Here is a 20,177-nt window from a genome sequence, read left to right on the forward strand (position 1 = left end):
GGCGAGTTGAAGCGCTCTGGAGGCAGGGGTCAAGACAGGTTCAGAATCTCGATCTTCCGGGGTGCCGGGCCTTGATGCAGGCCGCGTCGATATAGGTCTCGACGACCTGGAGACTTTTGTGCCGCGAGAAGCGCTTCAGCTCCAGGAGATCATACCCGTCTTTTGCCCCCGTGGTGATGGCGCCGCGGCGCAGGCTGTGTCCGCCAAAATCCCCTTCGAGGTGGGTGTCGCCGCATCGCCTGCGGATGATGTCCGTGACCGCCCGGTCCGACAGGGCGTGCGGCCCGATCCTGGGCGGGGCTCCGACGGGAGTGGCGCCCGCCCTGCGGTCCCGCGCGGACCAGATGCGCCGGAAGACCGGACCTTCCGTGATCCCGGCCTGCCGGAGCCAGGTCTCGTATGCCAGAACCGGGCAGTTCCGGGTCAGGCCCCGCGGGATGCCGATCAGAGTACCCTTGCGCTGGGGATCCCCCTTGGACCGGCCCAGCCGGATCTGCATGCCATCCTCGTCCACCGTGATGTCGTCCACCTTCAGTGCGGCAAGCTCGGAGCGCCGGAACGCACCGGCAAAACCGAGCAAAAGAATGGCCCGGTCCCGCGCACCGACCAGATCATGGGAACTGATGGCTTCGACGACCCGGACCAGCCTGTCCCAGGTGAGCGCAGTTTTCTGGCGGGGCAGGGTTTCTTTTGCTTCCCGACGGATGCCAGCAAGGGTTGCGGTCACCATCGGGTGGGCGGTGGGTACGGCAATCTGCGCCAGATGGTGCAGGTAGCGCAGGGCGGCACGATGCAGGTCGATGGTGCTGGTCCTGCGGCCCTGCAGCGCCATGTCGGCCAGATAGGCGGCAACATCCTCGCTGCGGGCCGGCAGGGCGGGCAGGGCATGGCCGGCAGCCCAGCGACACCAGGACCGCACGGCGGCGCGATAGGTGCGCAGCGTGTTTTCGGCCTTGCTGCGGTGCATATAGGCATCGGCGGCCTGACGTGCCGTAGCCAGGCGGCCATCATGTTCGGGGAGGGGCTGTGCCGAGACGACGGAAAACCATTGCGCGACGGCAGCAGCCGGTTGCCCGACGGGCGCAGGGGGCGCTGCGTCTGCCGTCTCGGAACGGGAGCCTACGGACTGGAGCGGCCGGAACCAGGCCAGGAAGCTGGGCACGCCATCATCGATTTCCAGACCGACGGCCAGTTCAAACCCTGATGGGATATCGGCGACATGGTCCTGAGCCATCTGTTGGGCGGCCGACGCATACGGCACGCCTTGGGCGAGGGGGGTATCCGGGGAATAGCTACCGTCCGGCAATTCGATGCCCGCCAGAAGCAGGGGCAGGGGCGGTGTGAAACAGGCGGTCGAGAGGATTTCGCGCCAGCGCGCCGGATCCTGTGTCTCGGCCAGACGCTGCCGCGTCAGAGGGTCAACGCGGGCGTGCAACGCGGCCTGCGCGCGCCTGCTGGAGCCGAGGATCCGGACATCGCTCAGCATGGCAGGCTTGCCCGCGCGTATGGCCCCTGGCCGTCACTTGGGCAGCAGGGAAGGGGCACACAGACAGGCTTGGCGAAAAGGCTCGGAAACAGGCGCATTTCGGGATTTTAGCAGGCATTTTGGAATTTTTCATCTACTTCCGACAAGATAACTTATCGGAAGTAGATTTTTGATCGGTCGGATTTTGACTGGCAGGGAGAGGAGGGAGCAGAAAGTCCGGGAAACCCCGCCTTTCAGGATCAATCGGGCGCTTTTCCGTTCTCCAAAACCCGTTAACATGATACGACGTATTATATGAAGCACAAACGCCTTAATATGGTCAGGGTCAGGCAGCGCGGTTTTCCGCTGAGGGTGGGCAGGCTGTCCGCTTTCGCCGTCCGTCCGACGTCGGCCTGCAGCGAGTTTAGGGCGGAAAACCGGGGATCCGACCAGAATGGCTGAGATCGGTCGACCGCTGCAGGCGGCGCGGCCCCCGACCGGCCTGTCGCCGGCCACGGCACGGGCCTATGCGGCCTCCTGGCGCGCCTTTGTCAGGACCCAACCAGCCGATAGCGGCTTTCCGGTCGGCCCTGTGGCGGTGGCAGCGTGGCTGGAGGCCCGGGCGAAGGCGGGACGGCCGCGGCAGAGCCTGGTGGTGGATCGCGCGGCGCTGACGGCGTGGTGTGCCGCCAATGGCGAGGGGCTTGATGTCGCCCTGCCCGCTACGCGGGTGCGCCGGACCGGGGCCGGGGTCGATGTGGCTTCGCTGCTGGCCGCCGCGCGACGCTGCGGCCCCGACCTGTCCGGCCTGCGCGACCGGGCTTTGCTGCTGCTGGCGGCCACGCTGGACATCGGCGCTGAAGCGCTGGCCCGGCTGACGGTGGAAGACATCAGCGACACGACAGACGGCATGACCGTCGCCCTGCTGCGGCCCCGGTCCGGGCACCACCAGCTGCGCCGGTTGCGGCGGCGCCGGGATCCGGCCGTCTGTCCGGTGCGGTCCTGGGCCGCCTGGCGCGCCGCGGCGCAGTTGCGCTGGGGGGCAGCGTTCCGGGGGATCGATGCGCATGGCACGATCGGGGATCCATTGTCGGTGCCGGGGATCCGGTTCGTGCTGGACCGGACACTGGGACGTCCGGACCGCCCGGCCCACCGGGTACCCCGGACAAAATCCGGGTCCCCGCCAGAGTCCTCAGTTGGGACAGCGGCGCGCCGACGCACGACGCGGCCCGCCCCGGATTGGATCTGGACGACGTTGACGGTGAGCGGTCCGGTGGGTGCCGTGGCCCGGTTCCGGGCGGCGGCCCAGGGCCCGGGGATCATTCCCTGGCAGGTGGATTTTGATTACGAACAGGCCCGCCTGCTGGCGCCGATGGCGGGAAAGGGGGCGCAGGCGGTGACGCTGGCCCGGCTGCTGCGGCAGGCGTCCGAGCGCCTGCATCGGGTTGCCCTGCAGCATCAGGCGGCAGGCACCCCTGCCTGTGCCTTTGACCTGCACCGACTGGTACCGGTTCCCGGTCCCATTCTTGAAGCCGGGGCGGACTCCCGTGCGGCGGCAGCCTGGCTGCAGGCGCAGTGGGGCACGCTGCTACCGTTGCGCCGGGTGGAGGTCGAAGCCCCGCTCGACCAGCGCGCGCGCCGCAGTGCCCGGCTGGTCTACCACTTCTGGTCGGCGGAATGGACGCCGTGGCAGGCGCTGGAGCAGATACGGACAGATTGGCCAGAGCTGATGTTCGACATTCGGCCGCATTACGCACGCGCTGATGACAGGAAGACCGCCAATGTCGCCTGACGAGGACGAAGACTGGGGCGATCCGCCGCGCCGGCGGCCGCGCCCGGCGGTGCCCGAGTTCCATGTCGAGGGGTTTGACGGCCCGCTGGACCTGCTGCTGGATCTGGCAGAACGGCAGCGTCTGGATCTGGGCGTCCTGTCCATCGCGGACCTGGCGGCCCAGTTTGTCGCTGAGGCGGAGCGGTTGGCCCGCACGACGCCGCTCATGCAGCGCGCGGACTGGGTGATCTGGATCGCCCGGCTGGTGTTCCTGCGCTCGCGGCTGCTGTTTGCCAAGCAGGCGGAAAAACAGCTTGCCGAAAAAGAGGCGCGCCGGACGGTCGGCCAGATCGAGGGGATGCTGGAGATGCGCGCAGCGGCAGACTGGCTGGAAGCGAAGCCACAGCTTGGGGTGTCGGTTTTTGCGCGGGGCAGGGGCGCCGTGAAGAGCGGCGTTTTGGGAAGGCAGGGGACGTATTTCAGTCTAATGGAAGCCTGTCTCGGTACGCTGGAGCACGAATTGGCACGGGTCGAGACATCCGTCCCGATCTATCGGATCGATGTGCCCTCCTACTGGCGTGTGAGCGATGCATTGGCCTTTATCCGAGCGAAAATGAGAAACGGAACTTTCCGGAACATATGGGGCTGTGTTCCCGCGATGGCGTCTACCGAGCCTGAGGGAACGATTGGTCGTCGAACGGCTGTGGCTGCGACATTTGTGGCTGGGCTGGAATTGGTGCGGGCGGGAGATGCGTCAATCGATATGATTAAATTTCCCGTGGCGTGATGTATAGCGGTTGCAGACTCTCAGGAATGGTCAGGATCTCGCCATTAGATCCGCTTTCGCATGCGAAGGAATGGGACTACACGACTGAGTTTATGCTACACTGCGTATTGCTCATGAGAAACCGCGTCTGTCTAATGAAGTATCCCTCAATATCCTGCGTGGGATTACCGATGAGTCCCGTGCGAGAGAGATGCGACGATACTCGCGCCGGTACGGGCTTTCTGGCACATAACCCGAAGGCCGTAGGTTCAAATCCTGCCCCCGCAACCATCTGAACTTGCGATGCCAACGCATCACGAACCCCAGTCCGGAAACGGGCTGGGGTTTTCGTTTGTCCGCCTGACGCAACCGTCAGGATGCCCGCGAGATCGCCCCGGACGTCGATCTGGAGGCCCTTGTCGGACGGCGTGAGGATGATCACCTCGATCAGCGAGCGGATCACCTCAGCCGCCTCCTGGCGTTTTTCGTCCAGTTCGGAATGCAGCATGTCGTGCAGCCGCGCGAGCTGCCGGTGGTAGAACTCCGCCATCTGGGGATGGAGCAGGGGCGGGGGCGCCTCGGCGGTCGCGAGGAACTCCGTCAACTCCGCCTTGCGGGCTTCGAGCTTGGATCCGCGCTCCTTGACCGTTTCGATCGAAATCGCTTCCGAAAGGTAGAGATCCATCAGGCGCTGGATGTCGCGCTCAACCCGCTTCAGTTCTGATTCCGCTGCGCCGATGTCGGCCGATGCCTCCATGCGCAGTCGGTTCATCTCGGTGGTGAAGGCCGAGCAGAATTCGGCGAACAGGTCCGGGTCCATGAGGTGGTGACGCAGGGCGTCGAGCACGCGCCGCTCCAGTTCCTCGCGGCGCATATTGGTCCGGTTGTCGCAGGTGCCCTTGTTGCGGGCGGTCGAGCAGCCGAGCAAGGTGCCGGAGATCATCGAATAGCCGCCGCCGCAGCAGCCGCATTTGCTCAGGCCGGAGAACAGATAGCGGGGACGGCGCTTCTCGCGGAAATGGTCAGGCGAGGATGTGTCGCGTGTGTCGTGGCTGGCGCTGACGCTGGCCTGCCGCGCCTTGACGGCATCCCACAGATCCTGATCGACGATCCGCAGGTCCGGCACCTCCTGGATCACCCACTCGGCTTCCGGATTGGGGCGGGCCTGGCGCTTGCCGGTGTCGGGATCCTTGATGAAACGCTGGCGGTTCCAGACCAGCCTGCCCACGTACATCTCGTTGTTGAGGATCCCGGTGCCGCGTAGCCGGTTGCCATTGATGGTCGAGAAGCCCCAGGCCCCGCTGCCCGGTGCGGAGATGCCTTCGTCGTTGAGACGGAAGGCGATGGCGCGCGGTCCCAGCCCGGCTGCGAAGTCGCGAAAGATGCGACGGACCACCTCGGCTTCCTGCGAGTTGATGGTGCGGTCGCCCCGGATCGGCTCCCCATTGGCGTCGAGTTTGCGTACCACGTCATAGCCGTAGGCATTGCCGCCGCCGGACTTGCCCAGCTCGACCCGGCCGCGCAGGCCGCGATGGGTCTTCTCCGCCAGGTCTTTCAGGAACAGGGCGTTCATCGTGCCCTTGAGGCCGACATGGAGGTGGGAGACTTCGCCCTCGGAGAGGGTGACGATCCGCACGCCAGCATAGTTCATGCGTTTGAAGACGCCGGCGATGTCCTCCTGGTCGCGGGAAAGGCGGTCCATCGCCTCGGCCAGCACGATCTGGAACCGTCCGCGCTGTGCATCCGCGATCAGCGCCTGGATGCCGGGCCGCATTAAAGACGCGCCCGAGACGGCGTGGTCGGTATATTCCTCGACAATGGTCCAGCCCTGTTTTTCCGCGTAGGTACGGCAGACGCGGAGCTGGTCAGCGATCGAGGCGTCGCGCTGGTTGTCGGACGAATAGCGGGCGTAGAGCGCGACCTTCATGGCGGGGTATCCCTTACGGTCCGGAGCGGCGGCGCTGCTCCTGTTGCTGAGATCGGAACCAGTCCCGTGCCGCGCGACGGGCCATGAGGCGGACGAGCGCCACGAGACGCGGGTCGGGAGCATCGGGGCGCAGGACAAGCCGCAATTCGGGCTCGGGTGGTCGATACGCCGGGGCAATGGACTGGCTGGGTCTGTCGGTCATCGTTGCTCTCTTCCGACCGCATGGCAAGGAAAACAGATGCACGATCCGGACAGATGACTGTTATTTCAAAGGAAATCCGCATTGTGGAAGGTCGCGCCTGCGCGTGCTCCAGAGTGCGGAATCGTAGTTATGGGTAGTCCCGGATAGAGGCGCGTCGTACAAATACTGGCTTACGGCGGCGTGACGGAAGGGGAGGGCGAATCATGAACGATACGGAAGTGCCGATCCTCCGGCAGGCCGGATGAGCGGACGCGCCACCGACTCTTCGCCCACGGAAGCGCTGGCAGGCCTCGTGGAGCGGGTGACGTTCCACAACGCCGAGAACGGCTTCTGCGTTCTGCGGGTGAAGGTGCGCGGACAGCGCGATCTGGTCACTGTCGTCGGCCATGCCGCTATGATCTCGGCAGGCGAGTTCGTGCAGATGTCGGGGCGCTGGTTCAACGATCATACCCACGGGCTGCAGTTCAAGGTCGAGTTCCTCAAGGCCAGCCCGCCGACCACGGTCGAGGGCATCGAACGCTATCTGGGCTCCGGCATGATCCGGGGCATCGGCCCCGTCTACGCGAAGAAGCTGGTGAAAGCGTTCGGCGAGGCGGTGTTCGACCTGATCGAGCAGGAACCTGAACGCCTGCGGGAGGTGACGGGCATAGGCCCCAAGCGGGCCGAACGGATTGTCGGTGGTTGGGCGGATCAGAAGGTGATCCGCGAGATCATGCTGTTTCTGCACAGCAATGGTGTCGGCACCTCGCGGGCGGTGCGTATCTTCAAGACCTATGGTCAGGATGCGGTCCAACTGATCAGCGAAAATCCCTATAGGCTTGCGAAAGACATCCGGGGGATTGGGTTCAAGACCGCCGACCAGATTGCCCGGAAGATGGGGATCGCACCCGACGCGATGATCCGGGTGCGGGCAGGGATCTCCTACGCGCTCGGCGAGGCCATGGATGAGGGGCATTGCGGTCTGCCGGTCGGGGAATTGCTGACCAGCACCGCCGAACTGCTGGAGGTCGCCGCCCCTCTGATCGAGACAGCCCTCACACTGGAACTGGAAGCGGGCGACGTGGTCGCTGACAGCGTGGGAGAGACGAGTTGTATCTTCCTTGCTGGTCTCTATCGCGCGGAGCAGAGCATCGCCGAGCGACTGCATGCCTGTACCGTCGGCCGACCGCCTTGGCCGGAGATCGATGCTGAAAAAGCCATGACCTGGGTGGAGAAAAAGACCAGGCTCGCTCTGGCTCCCAGCCAGCAGGAGGCGGTGCGCCTGGCTTTGCGCAGCAAGGTTCTGGTGATCACCGGTGGTCCTGGCGTCGGCAAGACCACGCTGGTCAACGCCATCCTGAAGATCTTGACGGCCAAGGGCACGGACGTGCAGCTCTGCGCGCCAACGGGACGGGCGGCGAAGCGCCTGTCGGAAAGCACCGGATTGGAAGGCAAGACCATCCACCGCCTGCTGGAGACAGATCCGGCGACCGGCAGCTTCAAGCGGGACGATACCAACCCGCTGACCTGCGATCTGCTGGTCGTGGACGAGGCCAGCATGGTGGACGTGCTGCTTATGCGCTCCCTGCTGCGTGCGTTGCCCGATAGCGCAGCCCTGATGATCGTGGGCGACGTGGACCAGTTGCCGTCGGTCGGACCGGGGCAGGTGCTGGCCGATATCATCGCCTCCGGTGCTGTCCCTGTGGTGCGGCTGACCGAGGTGTTCCGCCAGGCGGCGCAGAGCCGCATCATCACCAATGCGCATCGGATTAACGAAGGCAAAATGCCGGAGTTGAGCGCGGAGGAAGGGTCGGATTTCTACTTCGTCGAGGCGGCGGAACCGGAGATCGGGCTGCGCAAGTTGCTGGTGGTGGTGAAGGATCGCATTCCGGCGCGGTTCGGACTGGACCCGGTCCGCGACGTGCAGGTGCTTTGCCCGATGAACCGGGGTGGCCTTGGTGCGCGGTCGCTGAATATCGAATTGCAGCAGGCGCTGAACCCGCCGGGCGAGGTGAAGGTCGAGCGGTTTGGCTGGACCTATGGTCCCGGTGACAAGGTGATGCAGATCGCCAACGATTATGACCGGGACGTTTTCAACGGGGATCTCGGCGTTATCGACAGGATCGATATCGAAGAAGGCGAACTGACGGTCTCATTCGACGGACGGGAGGTCGTTTACGGCTTCGGCGAGCTGGACGAACTGGTGCTGGCCTACGCCACCACGATCCACAAGAGCCAGGGATCGGAATATCCGGCGGTGGTCATCCCGCTGGTGACGCAGCATTACGCCATGCTGGCGCGGAACCTGCTCTACACGGGCGTGACACGGGGGCGGAAGCTCGTCGTGCTTGTGGGGCAGAAGAAGGCGCTGGGCATGGCCGTGCGAAACCAGGGCGGAAGGCGACGGTGGTCGAAGCTCAGGGAGTGGCTGGCCGGTAGCGTCGCATGATGGAGTGGCGGGGGTGAAGGGTGTGTCCCCATGTCGGCTTTCGCCCTCATGTCGGACATAAAAGTGGGCTGGCTCGCCTTTCGCATAGCGGACATAGTCCGCGCAGTCCCCCGCTATCACTTGGAGCAGAGAGTGGGGTGATCGTTATGGGAAATAACCAGCAAGAATACAGGCGCTTAGGTTGGCCGTAGCAAGACACGCCCAAAGCCACTGGGCAGCGAGCATAAATCATTCGGATCGGGCAACTATACTTTCGGTTTTCGGCCTTGACACGATGATGTTCGGTGCGGGCGGCAATCCAGATTTTCTGGACAGCGTCAAGATTCATGAAGGCAATTCCGAACCCAACCAGAAGGTCGAGCCAGACCGAATGGTGGCCGAACCTGATACGGAAGCAGTTTTCATTCTGGGTTCTATTGGTATATCAGGCATAATCTTCAAGTAGTTCGGTGCAGCAGTGGCCCATACCTGTCACTTGAACAAGGTTTCCGGAACTCCCGTTTCGTTTTCAGAAAAATTACCAAATTTGACAGCAAGAATAGGCAAAACAAACAGGTTAAGTATCATTGATGTCATGAGCCCTCCAAGAATGACAGCTGCCATAGGTCCTTCGATTTCCCGCCCAGGCGCATTCATATCAACAGCCAGAGGCGCCAGTCCAAGCGCCGTAACGAGCGATGTCATGAGTACGGGGACGACGCGGTCTCTGGCCCCCCGGAGCGCTGTTGTTACTCCCCATGTGAGATGTTCCCGCTCGACCAAAGTCTCAAAATGCGAAATCATCATCACCGAATTCCGAAGCGTAATCCCGAATAGAGTAACGAAGCCGACTGTTGCCCCAAGAGTTAGCGTTGTGCCGGAAACAATGATTGCCAGAATGCCGCCGACAAATGCGAAGGGAAGATTGACGAGTATCAGAGCGAGATTGCGCCATCCTTGTGTGATTATTGAGAGCAGAATCATGACCGCTATGGCAGCGAGCCCGGAATTTATAAACAGTTCCTTGCGTGATTGTGATTCAGCTTCCGCTGCGGATGTAAACTGAACGTAGGTTCCAAGAGGCAGTTTGATATTTTTTGCTATAGCCGTGCGTGCGTCCTGAACGAAAGATTGAGCTGATCGTCCTGTAACATTTGCGGTGACAGTCTGTGTTCTCTGTGCTCCCAGATGTGACACCTGATAGCGACCGTTCGTCTCATATATGTCTGCGACAGCGCGGAGTGGTACGTAGTTTCCGTGAACAGTATGCAGTGGCAGGAAGCCGACAGACGCAACATCATTACGACTTGCGTCATCAAGACGAACCATAACATTAAAAGCCGCAGAACGCTCGTATATCTGCCCCACGGTTTCACCCTGCCAGGCTGTATGGATGGATCGGAGTACATCCGCCGACCGAAGCCCCCAGCGCTCCAGATCAGCAGGGCGTAGCCGAATAGCAAGTTCCGGAACACCAGGGGGTGCTTCTATCCGGACATCTGTTGCGCCATGTATCTGATGCAACATGCGGACAATATTATTTGCCTGGATATCCAATACATCCAGATCATCGCCAATAATATTGATTGCCACAGCCGAAGACGAACCAGAAAGGGTTTCGTTTACGCGCATCGTCAAAAAACTACTGACAGAAAAACTGGCCCCAACGAACCCGTCAAGCGCTTTGCGAACGCGGGCATCAATCTGTCGGGAAGCCTTCCCATCCACCTGATTCAAATCAACCTCAAACTCGCTGGTATGTGGTCCAGACGTGTCCTCATCCAGCGAGGCGCGTCCGACTCTCTGAGCAACCGAACGGATTTCGGGAAGCTGACGAAGTTTTTCTGTAACCTGTCTACCTAATTTCAGAGACTGTTCCAGGGAAGTCCCCGGAGCAGCCGTCATATGAATGATAAGGTGACCTTCCTTGAAATCAGGAATGAAATCGCTTTCAAGGAATGGAAGGGCCGCAAACCCTATCAAGGTGGTCAGGATCATCCCGCCTATAACAAATCGGGGATGGCGCATTAATCTGGCCAGAAGACGTTCATAAGCTCTGGCGGTCCATCCTGCCAGGGGGGGCTCTCTCCGGGTTTCTCCAGGCGTCGCCAAGAGCCATGCGCAGAGTGCAGGTACAACGGTTACAGCAGCGGCAAGAGAAGCCATGACCGCAAGAACATAAGCTGTTGCCAGTGGAGCAAACAGTCGTCCCGAAAGTCCGGGAAGGGCGATGACAGGCAAGAAAACGATAATGACAGCAAAGGTCGCGTAAACCACTGCACTGCGGACTTCAACGCATGCATCGAGTACGACGCGCGCTGTAGATGCGGGCTGGACCAGAAGCCGGTTTTCACGCAATCGGCGTGTAACATTTTCGACCCCGATCACGGCGTCATCCACGACCTCGCCGATGGCGATAGCAAGCCCCCCCAGGGTCATGGCATTCAAAGTAACCCCGAGTGTCTCCAGCAACGACAGGGCTATCAGAATAGCCAAAGGTATGGTGGCGCAACAGATTGCAGCGGTTCGCAGGTCAAAAAGGAAAAGAAAGATTACGACAACCACCAGAAAACCGCCCAGAAGCAATGCTTGTGTGGCATTCCCCAATGCGGTCGTAATGAAATTGGCGGGTCGGAACAGGTCAGCATGCAATGTAATCCCCTGTCCCTGCAATTGCGGGCGGAAATCGGTAAGTGCCGCCTCGATTTCCCGGGTCACAGCCATCGTATTGGCACCGTACTGTTCCCATATATTAACCACAATGCCTGTCTTTCCCTCGATACTGGCCGCGCCGAAGGCGGGAATAGGGGCTTCAGTTACAGTGGCAATACTGCCCAGTGTGACAGCACCATTATCAGAGCGGACAATCACAGTGCGGGCCAGACTTTCTGGCGTCAGGGCCTGACCGTCAGACTGAAGAACGACTCTTTGGTTCGGGGTATCAATAAAGCCGGCCCCCTGTATGCCAGTTGCTTCCTGGGCAGCCGCAAGGACGTCATCAAGTCCGATATGATGCAAGATGAGTTGGTCTGGATGTACCTGTATCTGGAGTGACCGACGCTCCCCGCCAAACACACTGACTCCAGCCACACCAGGCAACGCCAGCAGACGCGGCCTTAATGACCAGTCAGTAAGCGTGCGCAACTGCATGAGGGACTGTTGTTCCGACGTCAGACCAATCACCAGTACCAGACCGGCGGATGAGGTCAGTGGCGTCATAGTCGGAGCATGAACACCGGCTGGCAATTGCTGTGCAACAACATTCATTTGTTCCCCGACCAGTTGCCGGGCGCGATAAATATCGGTCGATGTCGCAAACAGGACGTTGACGACTGACAGTCCCTGAATCGAAGTCGATTGCACGCGCTGAATACCCGGGAGACCGCTCAGGGCAATTTCCATTGGGCGACTAACCAATGTTTCGACCTGTTCCGGCGTAAAACCAGCGGCTTCGGTCTGGATCGTGACCCGTGGCGGAATGAATTCCGGAAACACATCATAGCTGGCATGTCTCAAGCCATACAGGCCATAGAAGAACAACAGACATGCGGTTGCGATAACCACGCCCCGGAAGCGGATCGAAAACCCGATAATAGCTGCCTGAAGGCTGAAAGAACGTCCCGTCATCAGTCGTCATCGCCTCCTGATTCAAGCTGAGCTCGGAATTCTTCAGACAGAAGTAATTGCGTACCCCCTACGACGATTTGCGTTTCGTGTGTGATTTGTCCTGGAGTATCTTGGATCAGGTAGCCACCTTCTCGGTCCGGCACGTCGGTCGTAAGGGGTAGGCGTGTAAATTTTCCGTGTCCGTTATCACGGTATATCCACGACTTACCTTGCAGCCAGATAATAGCTGATGCAGGTATCCGGATACCGGGACGTTCCTCTTCGGTAGGCAGGAGAACGGAAACATTCATGCCCGCGACAAGCTGACTTTCAGCCGACGCAAAATAGAAAAAGCTACGCCCCTGAATAGCAGGATCGGTCATGGTTACAGGAGACAAATAGTGGAGCATTGTCCCGTGTCCACCCGTGTTTCCATAATCGGTCACATCCGCCTGACTTGGTGGGGTTGGTAGATCCGTATCTGGTGGAAGGGTCACCTTGACCAAGACCACTTGTTGTTGAAGTAACTGTGTAATGAAAATTGTATTTTTTTCGGTAGCGTCAGATATGACCGAACCAAATTGCTGTCTGATAATATTAAGTGCGTTATTCACCCGGACCTGTTCTGCTTTTACCATAGCTGAGTTGGACTGAAATCTGGCTGTTGTCTCCTGGAATTGTTCCTGAGAGATATTCTGCCGGTCGCGATACAGTCCTTTGTCACGATCGAGTTTCGCACGGGCAAGCGTCTGCTGTGCCTGCATGCTCTCCAGCCGCGCTTTCATGTCAGCATAATCACTAACAAGAGTGATAAGTTGTGTTGCGTTCAGAACGTAACCATAGGCGGAAACCAACTTTCTCCAAGGCACGATGCTGGGTCGTGCAGAAGCGATGCCACTCTTCGTAACTGCTTCCGGGGAGACCGTCACGGTCGCCTCTGCGCCAAGAACCGAAACTGGTGGATCATCATCATCTGCAATAGCAATGTCCGCCACGTTTAGAACTAGGAAGACAGAAAGACCTACAAGAGGCAGCCAGAAGGCCCTCGCTTTCATGGTGAGTTCCTTTGGTTATTTTCAAGCAGGCCGGAAACCTGCGCGGCACTGGTGTGATCAAAAATGGGCTGCTGCATGCCATCTTCGATCTGACCTATGGCTTGCCGTTGCTGAATTTCTGCTTCAAGAAGAGCGGTCTCTGCTTGAATCTGCTCTATATGAGTCATAACCATCGTTGGTCGGTCGATTGCGCCTGACTGAAGGCGGTGCTGCATCTGGTTCAGCCTTACCCGTACGGTTTTGGCAAGTTCATCCGCCTGTAGCAGAATTGATGTCGTGCCGCGGTAATTGGCCGTAGCCTGCGAGATGGACTTAAACACCGTGTTCTCTGCACGCCGGAGACGAGCCGCCGCCTCATGCTCCTGCCCAACAGCTTCAGCTATGGGGCCTTCGTTCTGATTGAAAATCGGAATTTGCAGAGAGGGATTTACCTCAAAGCGATTTGAAAAATCCCAGTTATAGGAGGGACTGATGGTGACATCGGGATAGCGTCGGGAAACTTCGACCCGTAGAGCCTGTCGGGCGGCGTCATAAGACGCAAGAAGTTCCCGCAGATCCGCGCGTTGCATTACGGCTTGGTATCTCATGTCCTGTGAATCGCGGTATTCCATGAGGTCGGGACAGACATCAAATGCTTTTGTATCAAGAGCAATGGAATCAAGTGCTTCGGCAGGAACCCCGATTGCTCCTGCCAGAGCTGCCTTACGGACGGCATACTCGCGCCGCAGATCACTGACAGACAACTCGGCATGGATCATTTCCGTCCGTACCTGCGATATTTCGAGAGCGGATGCTCGCCCCTGATCAAAACGTGCCTGTTCCAGGGTAAAGAGTTCGCGTTTAGCTGCCGCAGTCTCTTCCACAAGCTTGAGGCGCCCGGATACAGCCCAGACGCCGAGAAGAGCAGACCGCGTGTCGCTGCGTAGTTTCCATGCAGTATTGATGACTTCCCATTGCGCGACCGCAGCCCGATATCTGGCTTCTTTGATACGGTGATAACGCCTGCCGAAAAATTCGATCAGTATTGACGCGCCGTAGCCGACGTAATGAGCCGATGGGCCACCCAGCACCGTGAAACTGGGATTGGGCAGTTGACCGGCTGTCTTGATTCCAGCGCGAGCCGTTTCCAGTTCAGCTTTAGCTACAAGGATATCGGGATGAAAATACAAGGTAGCAAGCGTCAGGCGAGTGATGCCCCATGCGTTTTCCTGACTCGATACGTTTGGTCCGAGAACTTTTGTAATGAATTCTTGCAATCCGGCATCCGTAAATTGACGGCTGGAAAATTTCTGGACATCTGATTCCGGCGAAATATTTGAGTGACCACTATTTGTGCAGCCACAGAGCAGGGGAAAAATCAGGAGAACGAATGCCGCATTATAGCGTGTGCGTATTCTTACCTGCTTAATATATTCTAAAGTATTATATGGTTTATACATTGATATGTCGTGATATATCTGATTTGTTATCTGTTAGTTCTACTCTCGATTGTCGCATAATCTGCACACCTCCACTAATACCAAGCATCGCAAGGATGGCAGCTACCGCAATATCCGGCCACGCAGAACGAGTGCCAAACACGCCCAGAGCTGCCAGCACAACGGCAACATTTCCGATCGCATCATTACGAGAGCATATCCATACGGAACGGCGGTTGGCATCACCTTTCCGGTGTGTCCATAATATGAGGGCACAGGCCAGATTGACCGCGAGGGCAAGCAGACCAATGCCGCCCATTGCGTCTGGGTGAGGCGGATGGTTGCTGTTCATTACCATCCACCCAGCATTGGCCATTACCCATATCCCAGCCACGAACAGGGTCAGGCCTTTCAGAAAGGCCGCGCCAGCTCGCCATCGCAATGCCATTCCGGCAACACTGAGGCTTATTGCGTAGTTGGCGCTGTCGCCAAGGAAATCAATCGCGTCCGCCTGTAAGGATGCAGATCCAACCGACACGCCAGCCCCAGCTTCAACGGCAAACATGCTGGCATTGAGAAAAAGCGCGATCAGGAGCGCTCTCCGCCATGATTTATTGATTGGTAGCGGCGTATCTGTGCATCCACCACAGCATCCTCCTGCCATCCGGCGCCTCCCTGACGAATCATCTGTTTTAATGTATGCTCCCTGTAGCAACTACAGGGTCAAGAGGCAGGGAATGCGATCGATTGGCGCCTTGGGAAAGGCAACGAATACCAAAGTCGAGACGATCCGCTATTATGAACGGATCGGACTGCTGGCTCCGCCACAGCGGACCGATGGCAATTATCGCGTTTATGATGATGCGGCGCTCGCGAGACTGTCTTTTATTCGTCGATCCCGTGATCTGGGTTTTTCATTAGATCAGGTAAGAACTCTATTATCCCTAACGGATCAGGGAACCCAGGATTGTAAGACAGTTGATAGAATTGCTTGTGACCATATGGCAGAGATTGAGCACAAAATTGCGGATCTCAAGGCATTGCGTCATGAACTTTCTACGATAATAAAATCATGCCGGGGAGGTAATATTTCAGAATGCCGAATTATTGAAGCTCTTTCTCCGTTTGATAATTAGTTCTCCTGACTTTTTTCGCAGCTAGTCGATTCTGCATTTGATGGGAAGATTACCCGAAATAATTATACGGCCTCATCCTCACGTGTCAGAATCTGAAAAATCCTCATGGAAAATTCAAGGACTATACGTGCTCCCATGGTGGCAGTTTATGATCAGGCCAGTTCTGAAGCAGACATTCTGCTGTCCCCCCCCTTTCCTGCCGGGAAAAGGCCGCGGATTTTGGGTGCGTCCGGGGCCTTCAGAGTCAGAGGGCTGCGCGGATTTTCGTGACGGGTTGAGAGGATGGGAGAGAGTCTCCTGTTCGCCCGTCATGGAGTGTTTCGCCATGGCGACCGCTATTCCCAAAATCAGCCTGAGTTCGTCCCGCGACATCCCCTTCAACCGGTTGGTGCTGTCCCAGTCCAACGTGCGGCGTGTGAAGTCCGGCCTGTCGATTGAGGAACTGGCCCGCGACATCGAGCGCCGCGGGTTGCTGCAGAGCCTTAACGTCCGCCCCGTCCTTGATGATGCTGGTGTCGAAACCGGCAGCTATGAAGTGCCTGCCGGTGGGCGTCGTTTCCGTGCCCTCGAACTGCTGGTGAAGCAGAAGAAACTGGCTAAGACGGCGCCCGTGCCGTGCGTCGTGCGCGAGGCCGGATCGGCCATCCTTGCCGAGGATGATTCCCTTGCCGAAAATGTTCAGCGCGTGGCCCTGCATCCGCTGGACCAGTTCCGTGCCTTCCGTGACATGCTGGAGAAAGGCATGTCCGAGGAGGAAGTCGCCGCAGCGTTCTTCGTCGCACCGACCGTGGTCAGACAGCGCCTGCGGCTGATGACCGTGTCCGACAAGCTGCTGGATATCTATGAGCAGGACGGCATGAACCTGGAGAAGCTGATGGCCTTTTCCATCAGCGATGACCATGCCCGCCAGGAGCAGGTCTGGGAGATTGTCAGCCAGAGCCATAACCGCGAGCCCTATGTTATTCGCCGCATGCTGACGGAGAAAACCGTGCGGGCTTCGGACCGTCGCGTGCGCTTCGTCGGACTGGACACCTATCTCGCGGCCGGTGGGCCTATCATGCGCGACCTGTTCGAGGCCGATGACGGCGGCTGGCTGCAGGATCCGGCCATTCTGGACCGGCTGGTCATGGAAAAGCTGCAGGAGGCGGCTGAACAGGTCCGCGCCGAGGGCTGGAAGTGGGTCGAAACCGCCCTGTCGTTCCCATGGGGGCACACAAGGCAGTTCGTCGAGATCGATGGCACGGAAGTGCCCCTGACCGATGAAGAGACAGCCCGTCTTGAAGCCCTGCGTGCCGAGCAGGAAGCCATCGAGGCTGAATACGCCCAGGCCGATGAATACCCTGATGAGGTGGATGCACAGCTGGGCGAGATCGAACAGGCCATTCTTGCCCTGGAAGCCCGTCCCCTCGCATTCGATCCCGCTGACATGGCGCGGGCCGGGGCCTTCGTCAGCCTTGCCAGCGATGGCACGCTGCAGGTGGAGCGGGGCTTCGTCCTACCCGAGGACATGCCGACTGAGCCGGAAGAGACCGATGATGCGGGCAGCGCCGATGAATACGATCGCCCCGCATATGATGGGCAGGACCATGATAGCACAGGCCATGGTTATCAGGAGGGCGACAACATCGCTCCCGACGTCGAGCCCGAGGAAGAAGACGGGATCAAACCACTGCCTGACCGGCTTCTCACTGAACTGACGGCCTGGCGCACGCTCGCCCTGCGGGATGCTTTTGCCAGCAACCCGCACATCGCGCTGACCGAAATGCTGCATACGCTGGTGCGTGATGTTTACTGGCAGACATCGGGTGCGGACTGCCTGGAAGCCTATGTCCGGGAAATTTCTCTGCCGGTCCATTCGCCCGATATGCCGGGCAGTGTGCCGGCCCACGCGCTGCGCCAGCGCAACGAAGGCTGGAAGCACGACCTGCCCGATGACGAGGATGCGCTGTGGCGCTGGATCGACGGGCTGGACGATGCCAGTCGAATGGCTCTGCTGGCGCATTGCCTGTCCTTCGGGGTCAACGCACTCTACGAGCGCATGCCCGCCTACGGCGCGGTGTCTCAGCGCAGCGTCACCGAGCGCCTCAAGCGGGCCGATCGTCTGGCGTCGGCCCTCAGCCTTGATCTGGTTGAGGCGGGCTGGCAGCCGACGGTCGAGAACTATCTCGGCCGGGTGACCAAGGCGCGCATCCTGCAGGCGGTGCGCGAAGCACGCGGTGACGAGGCGGCTGACCGTATTGCCCACCTGAAAAAGCCCGACATGGCGCGCGAGGCCGAGCGGCTGCTGGATGGTTCGGGCTGGCTGCCCGAGGCGTTGCGCACGGCAGGAGGTGCAGAGCAAGTGCCGGTTGAAACGGCAACGGTGGACGAGGGTATGGAGGCCATCGCCGCCGAGTAACCCTTATGAGGTCTGGAACTTTGAGACAGCGGCTTCCGGGCACCGGAAGCCGCTTTTTTTATGTCCGGCGCCCCGGAAAGAGGGAGAGGGCGGCTTCGCCTTCTGTGCCGAATAACCGGCATCAGAGGAGAGTTTTCCATGACCACAGCCACCATCCTGCCCCCTGCGTCCCGTGGCGCCGCATCTGGCGGTTTCCGGATTGATCCCTCCCGTGGCGAACGCAGCACCCGCGTATCGTCCGAATGGTTCTCGCGCCCCGATGACGAGCGGTATCTCTCGCTGTCCGACCTGCATGCCGCGACCTTGGCGCGGGCGGATCGGGCTACGGCCCGCACTGTCGAGAGCCGCGCCATCCGTGTGGAAGCATCCCGCGACAATACCGAGCGCCTGACCTTGACCGTGCCGGGGCAGAATGAGCCGATCGCGCCCACCCACTGGTCCTTTGGCCAGATGTGCAGTCTTGTCGGCGCACCATCGTCCTATCTGCGTAACCTTCCGGCCCCACTGGCGGCGATCAATTTGCAGCATGGGCTGCTGTCGCATCGCGCCGAACTGGTGAAAACGCTGGAAACCGAGGACGGGCGTGTGGAACTGCGCGCCGTGACGGGGCCAGATTACGGCCGCATCTGGGACCACGAACTGGTTGGTGCAGTACAGAAAATTGCCGGTGACGGCACAGGCGATACCAACTGGAAGGTGCCGGGCGTTATCGACTGGGCGACCATGACCCATAATCCCTATGTCGACATCACGAAGGAGACCACGACGCTCTACGCATCGGATCGCGATGTCTTCCTGTTTCTGGTCGACGACACGCATCCGATCGAGGCCGGACGCCTGCCCAATGGCGATCCCGATCTCTATTTCCGGGGCTTCTATGCCTGGAATTCGGAAGTCGGAAGTAAAAGTCTCGGTATTGCGTCGTTTTATCTACGCGGAGTGTGCCAAAATAGAATGCTCTGGGGCGTGGAAAATTTCGAACAGATCACGATCCGGCATAGCAAGTTTGCCGCCTTGCGCTTTGTGCATCAGGCGACACCGGCGCTCCGGAATTTCGCTACGGCCAGCCCGGCCTCGTTCGTCTCCGGCATTCAGGCGTCACGTCGTGCGCTGGTTGCCAGAACAGATGACGATCGGGAAAGTTTCCTGCGTCGTCGTGGGTTCTCCAAACCGGAAACCACCAGGATCATCGAAACTGTGCTGCACGAGGAGGGACGCAAGCCCGAGAGCGTGTTCGATTTCGTACAGGGAATTACGGCGTTGGCCCGTACGAAAACCAACCAGGACACACGACTGGATCTGGAGGGCAGGGCACGCAAGCTGATGGAGAAGGTCGGATGAGCGGGCCTGTCATCAGAAAGTGGCGTGGTGGGGAAGGGGCGGCGGACAGGGGCCGCCGCCTTTTGCCTGTCGGCAGGTCAGTCGTTCAGGCTGTCCTTGAGCGCCTTGGCAGGCGTGAAGGCCAGCTTGCGCGAGGCCGCGATCTGGATGGTCGCACCCGTGGCCGGGTTGCGGCCTTCGCGGGCGGCGACTTCCCTGACCTTGAACTTGCCGAAGTTCGGCAGGGTGATTTCATCACCGGCCTTGGCGGCGGCGGTCATCGCTTCGATCAGTGCGTCCAGCACCTTGCGGGTATCGGTTTTGCTCGTGTCGGTGGTGGTGGCGATATGATCGACCAGATCGGCAATCTTCATGAAACTATCCTTTTGCATTCGGGCCTGTGCCCGTTGCCTCTGCCGTTACGGGGGAATCATGGCGGCATCAAGCCTGCAGGGAGGGTGAGATGACAGATACGCAGTCATGGGATGCTGGCGATCTGGCCCGCAGGCTGGCTGAAAATGCCGAGGCGGTCTGTTGGCATTACCTCTCGGCCGGGCGACGGCACGGCAATTACTGGCTGGTCGGCGACGTCCACAACACGCCGGGACGGTCGCTCTATGTCCGCCTGCATGGTGGACCGGACGGCCGTGGCCGTGCGGGGAAATGGACGGATGGCGCGACGGGGCAGCATGGCGATCTGCTCGAC

14 protein-coding genes and 1 pseudogene are annotated in these 20,177 nt (G+C 59.7%); 8 read left to right on the forward strand and 7 right to left on the reverse strand.

Features of this window, described 5'->3' with window-relative positions; translation table 11 throughout:
- Nucleotides 1-40 precede the first annotated feature (40 nt).
- Nucleotides 41-1,486 (reverse strand): tyrosine-type recombinase/integrase, encoded by a 1,446-nt coding sequence (locus HNH97_RS12770; RefSeq protein ID WP_110095979.1) that lies wholly within the window; start codon nucleotides 1,484-1,486, stop codon nucleotides 41-43.
- A gap of 433 nt (nucleotides 1,487-1,919) precedes the next feature.
- Between HNH97_RS12770 and HNH97_RS12775 the strand changes: the two genes are divergently transcribed.
- Both HNH97_RS12775 and HNH97_RS12780 read left to right on the forward strand, forming a co-directional pair.
- Nucleotides 1,920-3,257, forward strand: a complete 1,338-nt coding sequence (locus tag HNH97_RS12775) for a transposase (protein ID WP_171791132.1) — start codon at nucleotides 1,920-1,922, stop codon at nucleotides 3,255-3,257.
- Nucleotides 3,247-4,023, forward strand: a complete 777-nt coding sequence (locus HNH97_RS12780) for a segregation/condensation protein A (protein WP_110560944.1) — start codon at nucleotides 3,247-3,249, stop codon at nucleotides 4,021-4,023. The genes HNH97_RS12775 and HNH97_RS12780 overlap by 11 nt, the downstream gene beginning before the upstream one ends.
- Before the next feature lie 76 nt (nucleotides 4,024-4,099).
- On the opposite strand, the gene HNH97_RS12785 is transcribed toward HNH97_RS12780, so the two are convergent.
- Complete coding sequence (locus tag HNH97_RS12785) at nucleotides 4,100-5,929, reverse strand: recombinase family protein (protein ID WP_244949436.1); 1,830 nt, start codon at nucleotides 5,927-5,929, stop codon at nucleotides 4,100-4,102.
- Nucleotides 5,930-6,372: 443 nt separating this feature from the next.
- Here HNH97_RS12785 and recD2 point away from each other — a divergent pair, with 443 nt between their 5' ends.
- Nucleotides 6,373-8,559 (forward strand): SF1B family DNA helicase RecD2, encoded by a 2,187-nt coding sequence (recD2, locus tag HNH97_RS12790; RefSeq protein WP_171791133.1) that lies wholly within the window; start codon nucleotides 6,373-6,375, stop codon nucleotides 8,557-8,559.
- Between the two features lie 181 nt (nucleotides 8,560-8,740).
- A complete protein-coding gene (locus tag HNH97_RS12795; RefSeq protein WP_216657658.1) occupies nucleotides 8,741-9,004 on the forward strand; it encodes a hypothetical protein in 264 nt (87 codons plus the stop codon).
- 26 nt (nucleotides 9,005-9,030) lie between these two features.
- Here HNH97_RS12795 and HNH97_RS12800 read toward each other — a convergent pair whose 3' ends face one another.
- The 4 genes from HNH97_RS12800 to HNH97_RS12815 are packed head-to-tail and all read right to left on the reverse strand — an operon-like array spanning nucleotide 9,031 to nucleotide 15,281.
- The gene (locus HNH97_RS12800) at nucleotides 9,031-12,165 is read right to left on the reverse strand and encodes an efflux RND transporter permease subunit (protein WP_171791134.1); all 3,135 of its coding nucleotides are present in this window, start codon (nucleotides 12,163-12,165) and stop codon (nucleotides 9,031-9,033) included.
- Nucleotides 12,165-13,199 (reverse strand): efflux RND transporter periplasmic adaptor subunit, encoded by a 1,035-nt coding sequence (locus HNH97_RS12805; protein ID WP_171791135.1) that lies wholly within the window; start codon nucleotides 13,197-13,199, stop codon nucleotides 12,165-12,167. The genes HNH97_RS12800 and HNH97_RS12805 overlap by 1 nt, the downstream gene beginning before the upstream one ends.
- Nucleotides 13,196-14,638 carry a TolC family protein gene (locus tag HNH97_RS12810; protein ID WP_171791136.1) on the reverse strand — a complete coding sequence of 481 codons (1,443 nt, stop codon included), beginning with the start codon at nucleotides 14,636-14,638 and terminating at the stop codon, nucleotides 13,196-13,198. Before HNH97_RS12810 ends, HNH97_RS12805 begins: the two co-directional genes overlap by 4 nt.
- Nucleotides 14,631-15,281 (reverse strand): cation transporter, encoded by a 651-nt coding sequence (locus HNH97_RS12815; RefSeq protein WP_007284432.1) that lies wholly within the window; start codon nucleotides 15,279-15,281, stop codon nucleotides 14,631-14,633. The genes HNH97_RS12810 and HNH97_RS12815 overlap by 8 nt, the downstream gene beginning before the upstream one ends.
- Before the next feature lie 73 nt (nucleotides 15,282-15,354).
- Here HNH97_RS12815 and HNH97_RS12820 point away from each other — a divergent pair, with 73 nt between their 5' ends.
- The 3 genes from HNH97_RS12820 to HNH97_RS12830 all read left to right on the forward strand — a co-directional run bounded on the left by HNH97_RS12820 (nucleotide 15,355) and on the right by HNH97_RS12830 (nucleotide 19,492).
- Nucleotides 15,355-15,753 carry a MerR family transcriptional regulator gene (locus HNH97_RS12820; protein ID WP_171791137.1) on the forward strand — a complete coding sequence of 133 codons (399 nt, stop codon included), beginning with the start codon at nucleotides 15,355-15,357 and terminating at the stop codon, nucleotides 15,751-15,753.
- 325 nt (nucleotides 15,754-16,078) lie between these two features.
- Nucleotides 16,079-18,151, forward strand: a complete 2,073-nt coding sequence (locus HNH97_RS12825) for a ParB/RepB/Spo0J family partition protein (RefSeq protein WP_159263356.1) — start codon at nucleotides 16,079-16,081, stop codon at nucleotides 18,149-18,151.
- Nucleotides 18,152-18,289: 138 nt separating this feature from the next.
- Nucleotides 18,290-19,492 (forward strand): hypothetical protein, encoded by a 1,203-nt coding sequence (locus HNH97_RS12830; protein WP_007400754.1) that lies wholly within the window; start codon nucleotides 18,290-18,292, stop codon nucleotides 19,490-19,492.
- Nucleotides 19,493-19,569: 77 nt separating this feature from the next.
- Here the strand turns inward: HNH97_RS12830 and HNH97_RS12835 are convergent, their stop codons facing one another.
- Nucleotides 19,570-19,845 (reverse strand): HU family DNA-binding protein, encoded by a 276-nt coding sequence (locus tag HNH97_RS12835; protein WP_007400755.1) that lies wholly within the window; start codon nucleotides 19,843-19,845, stop codon nucleotides 19,570-19,572.
- An 89-nt stretch (nucleotides 19,846-19,934) separates the two neighbouring features.
- Here HNH97_RS12835 and HNH97_RS12840 point away from each other — a divergent pair.
- Nucleotides 19,935-20,177, forward strand: a pseudogene (locus tag HNH97_RS12840) (DNA primase); the annotation flags it as partial.

Origin of the sequence: Gluconacetobacter entanii, assembly GCF_013155425.1 — a bacterium.
Lineage (GTDB): Bacteria > Pseudomonadota > Alphaproteobacteria > Acetobacterales > Acetobacteraceae > Novacetimonas > Novacetimonas entanii.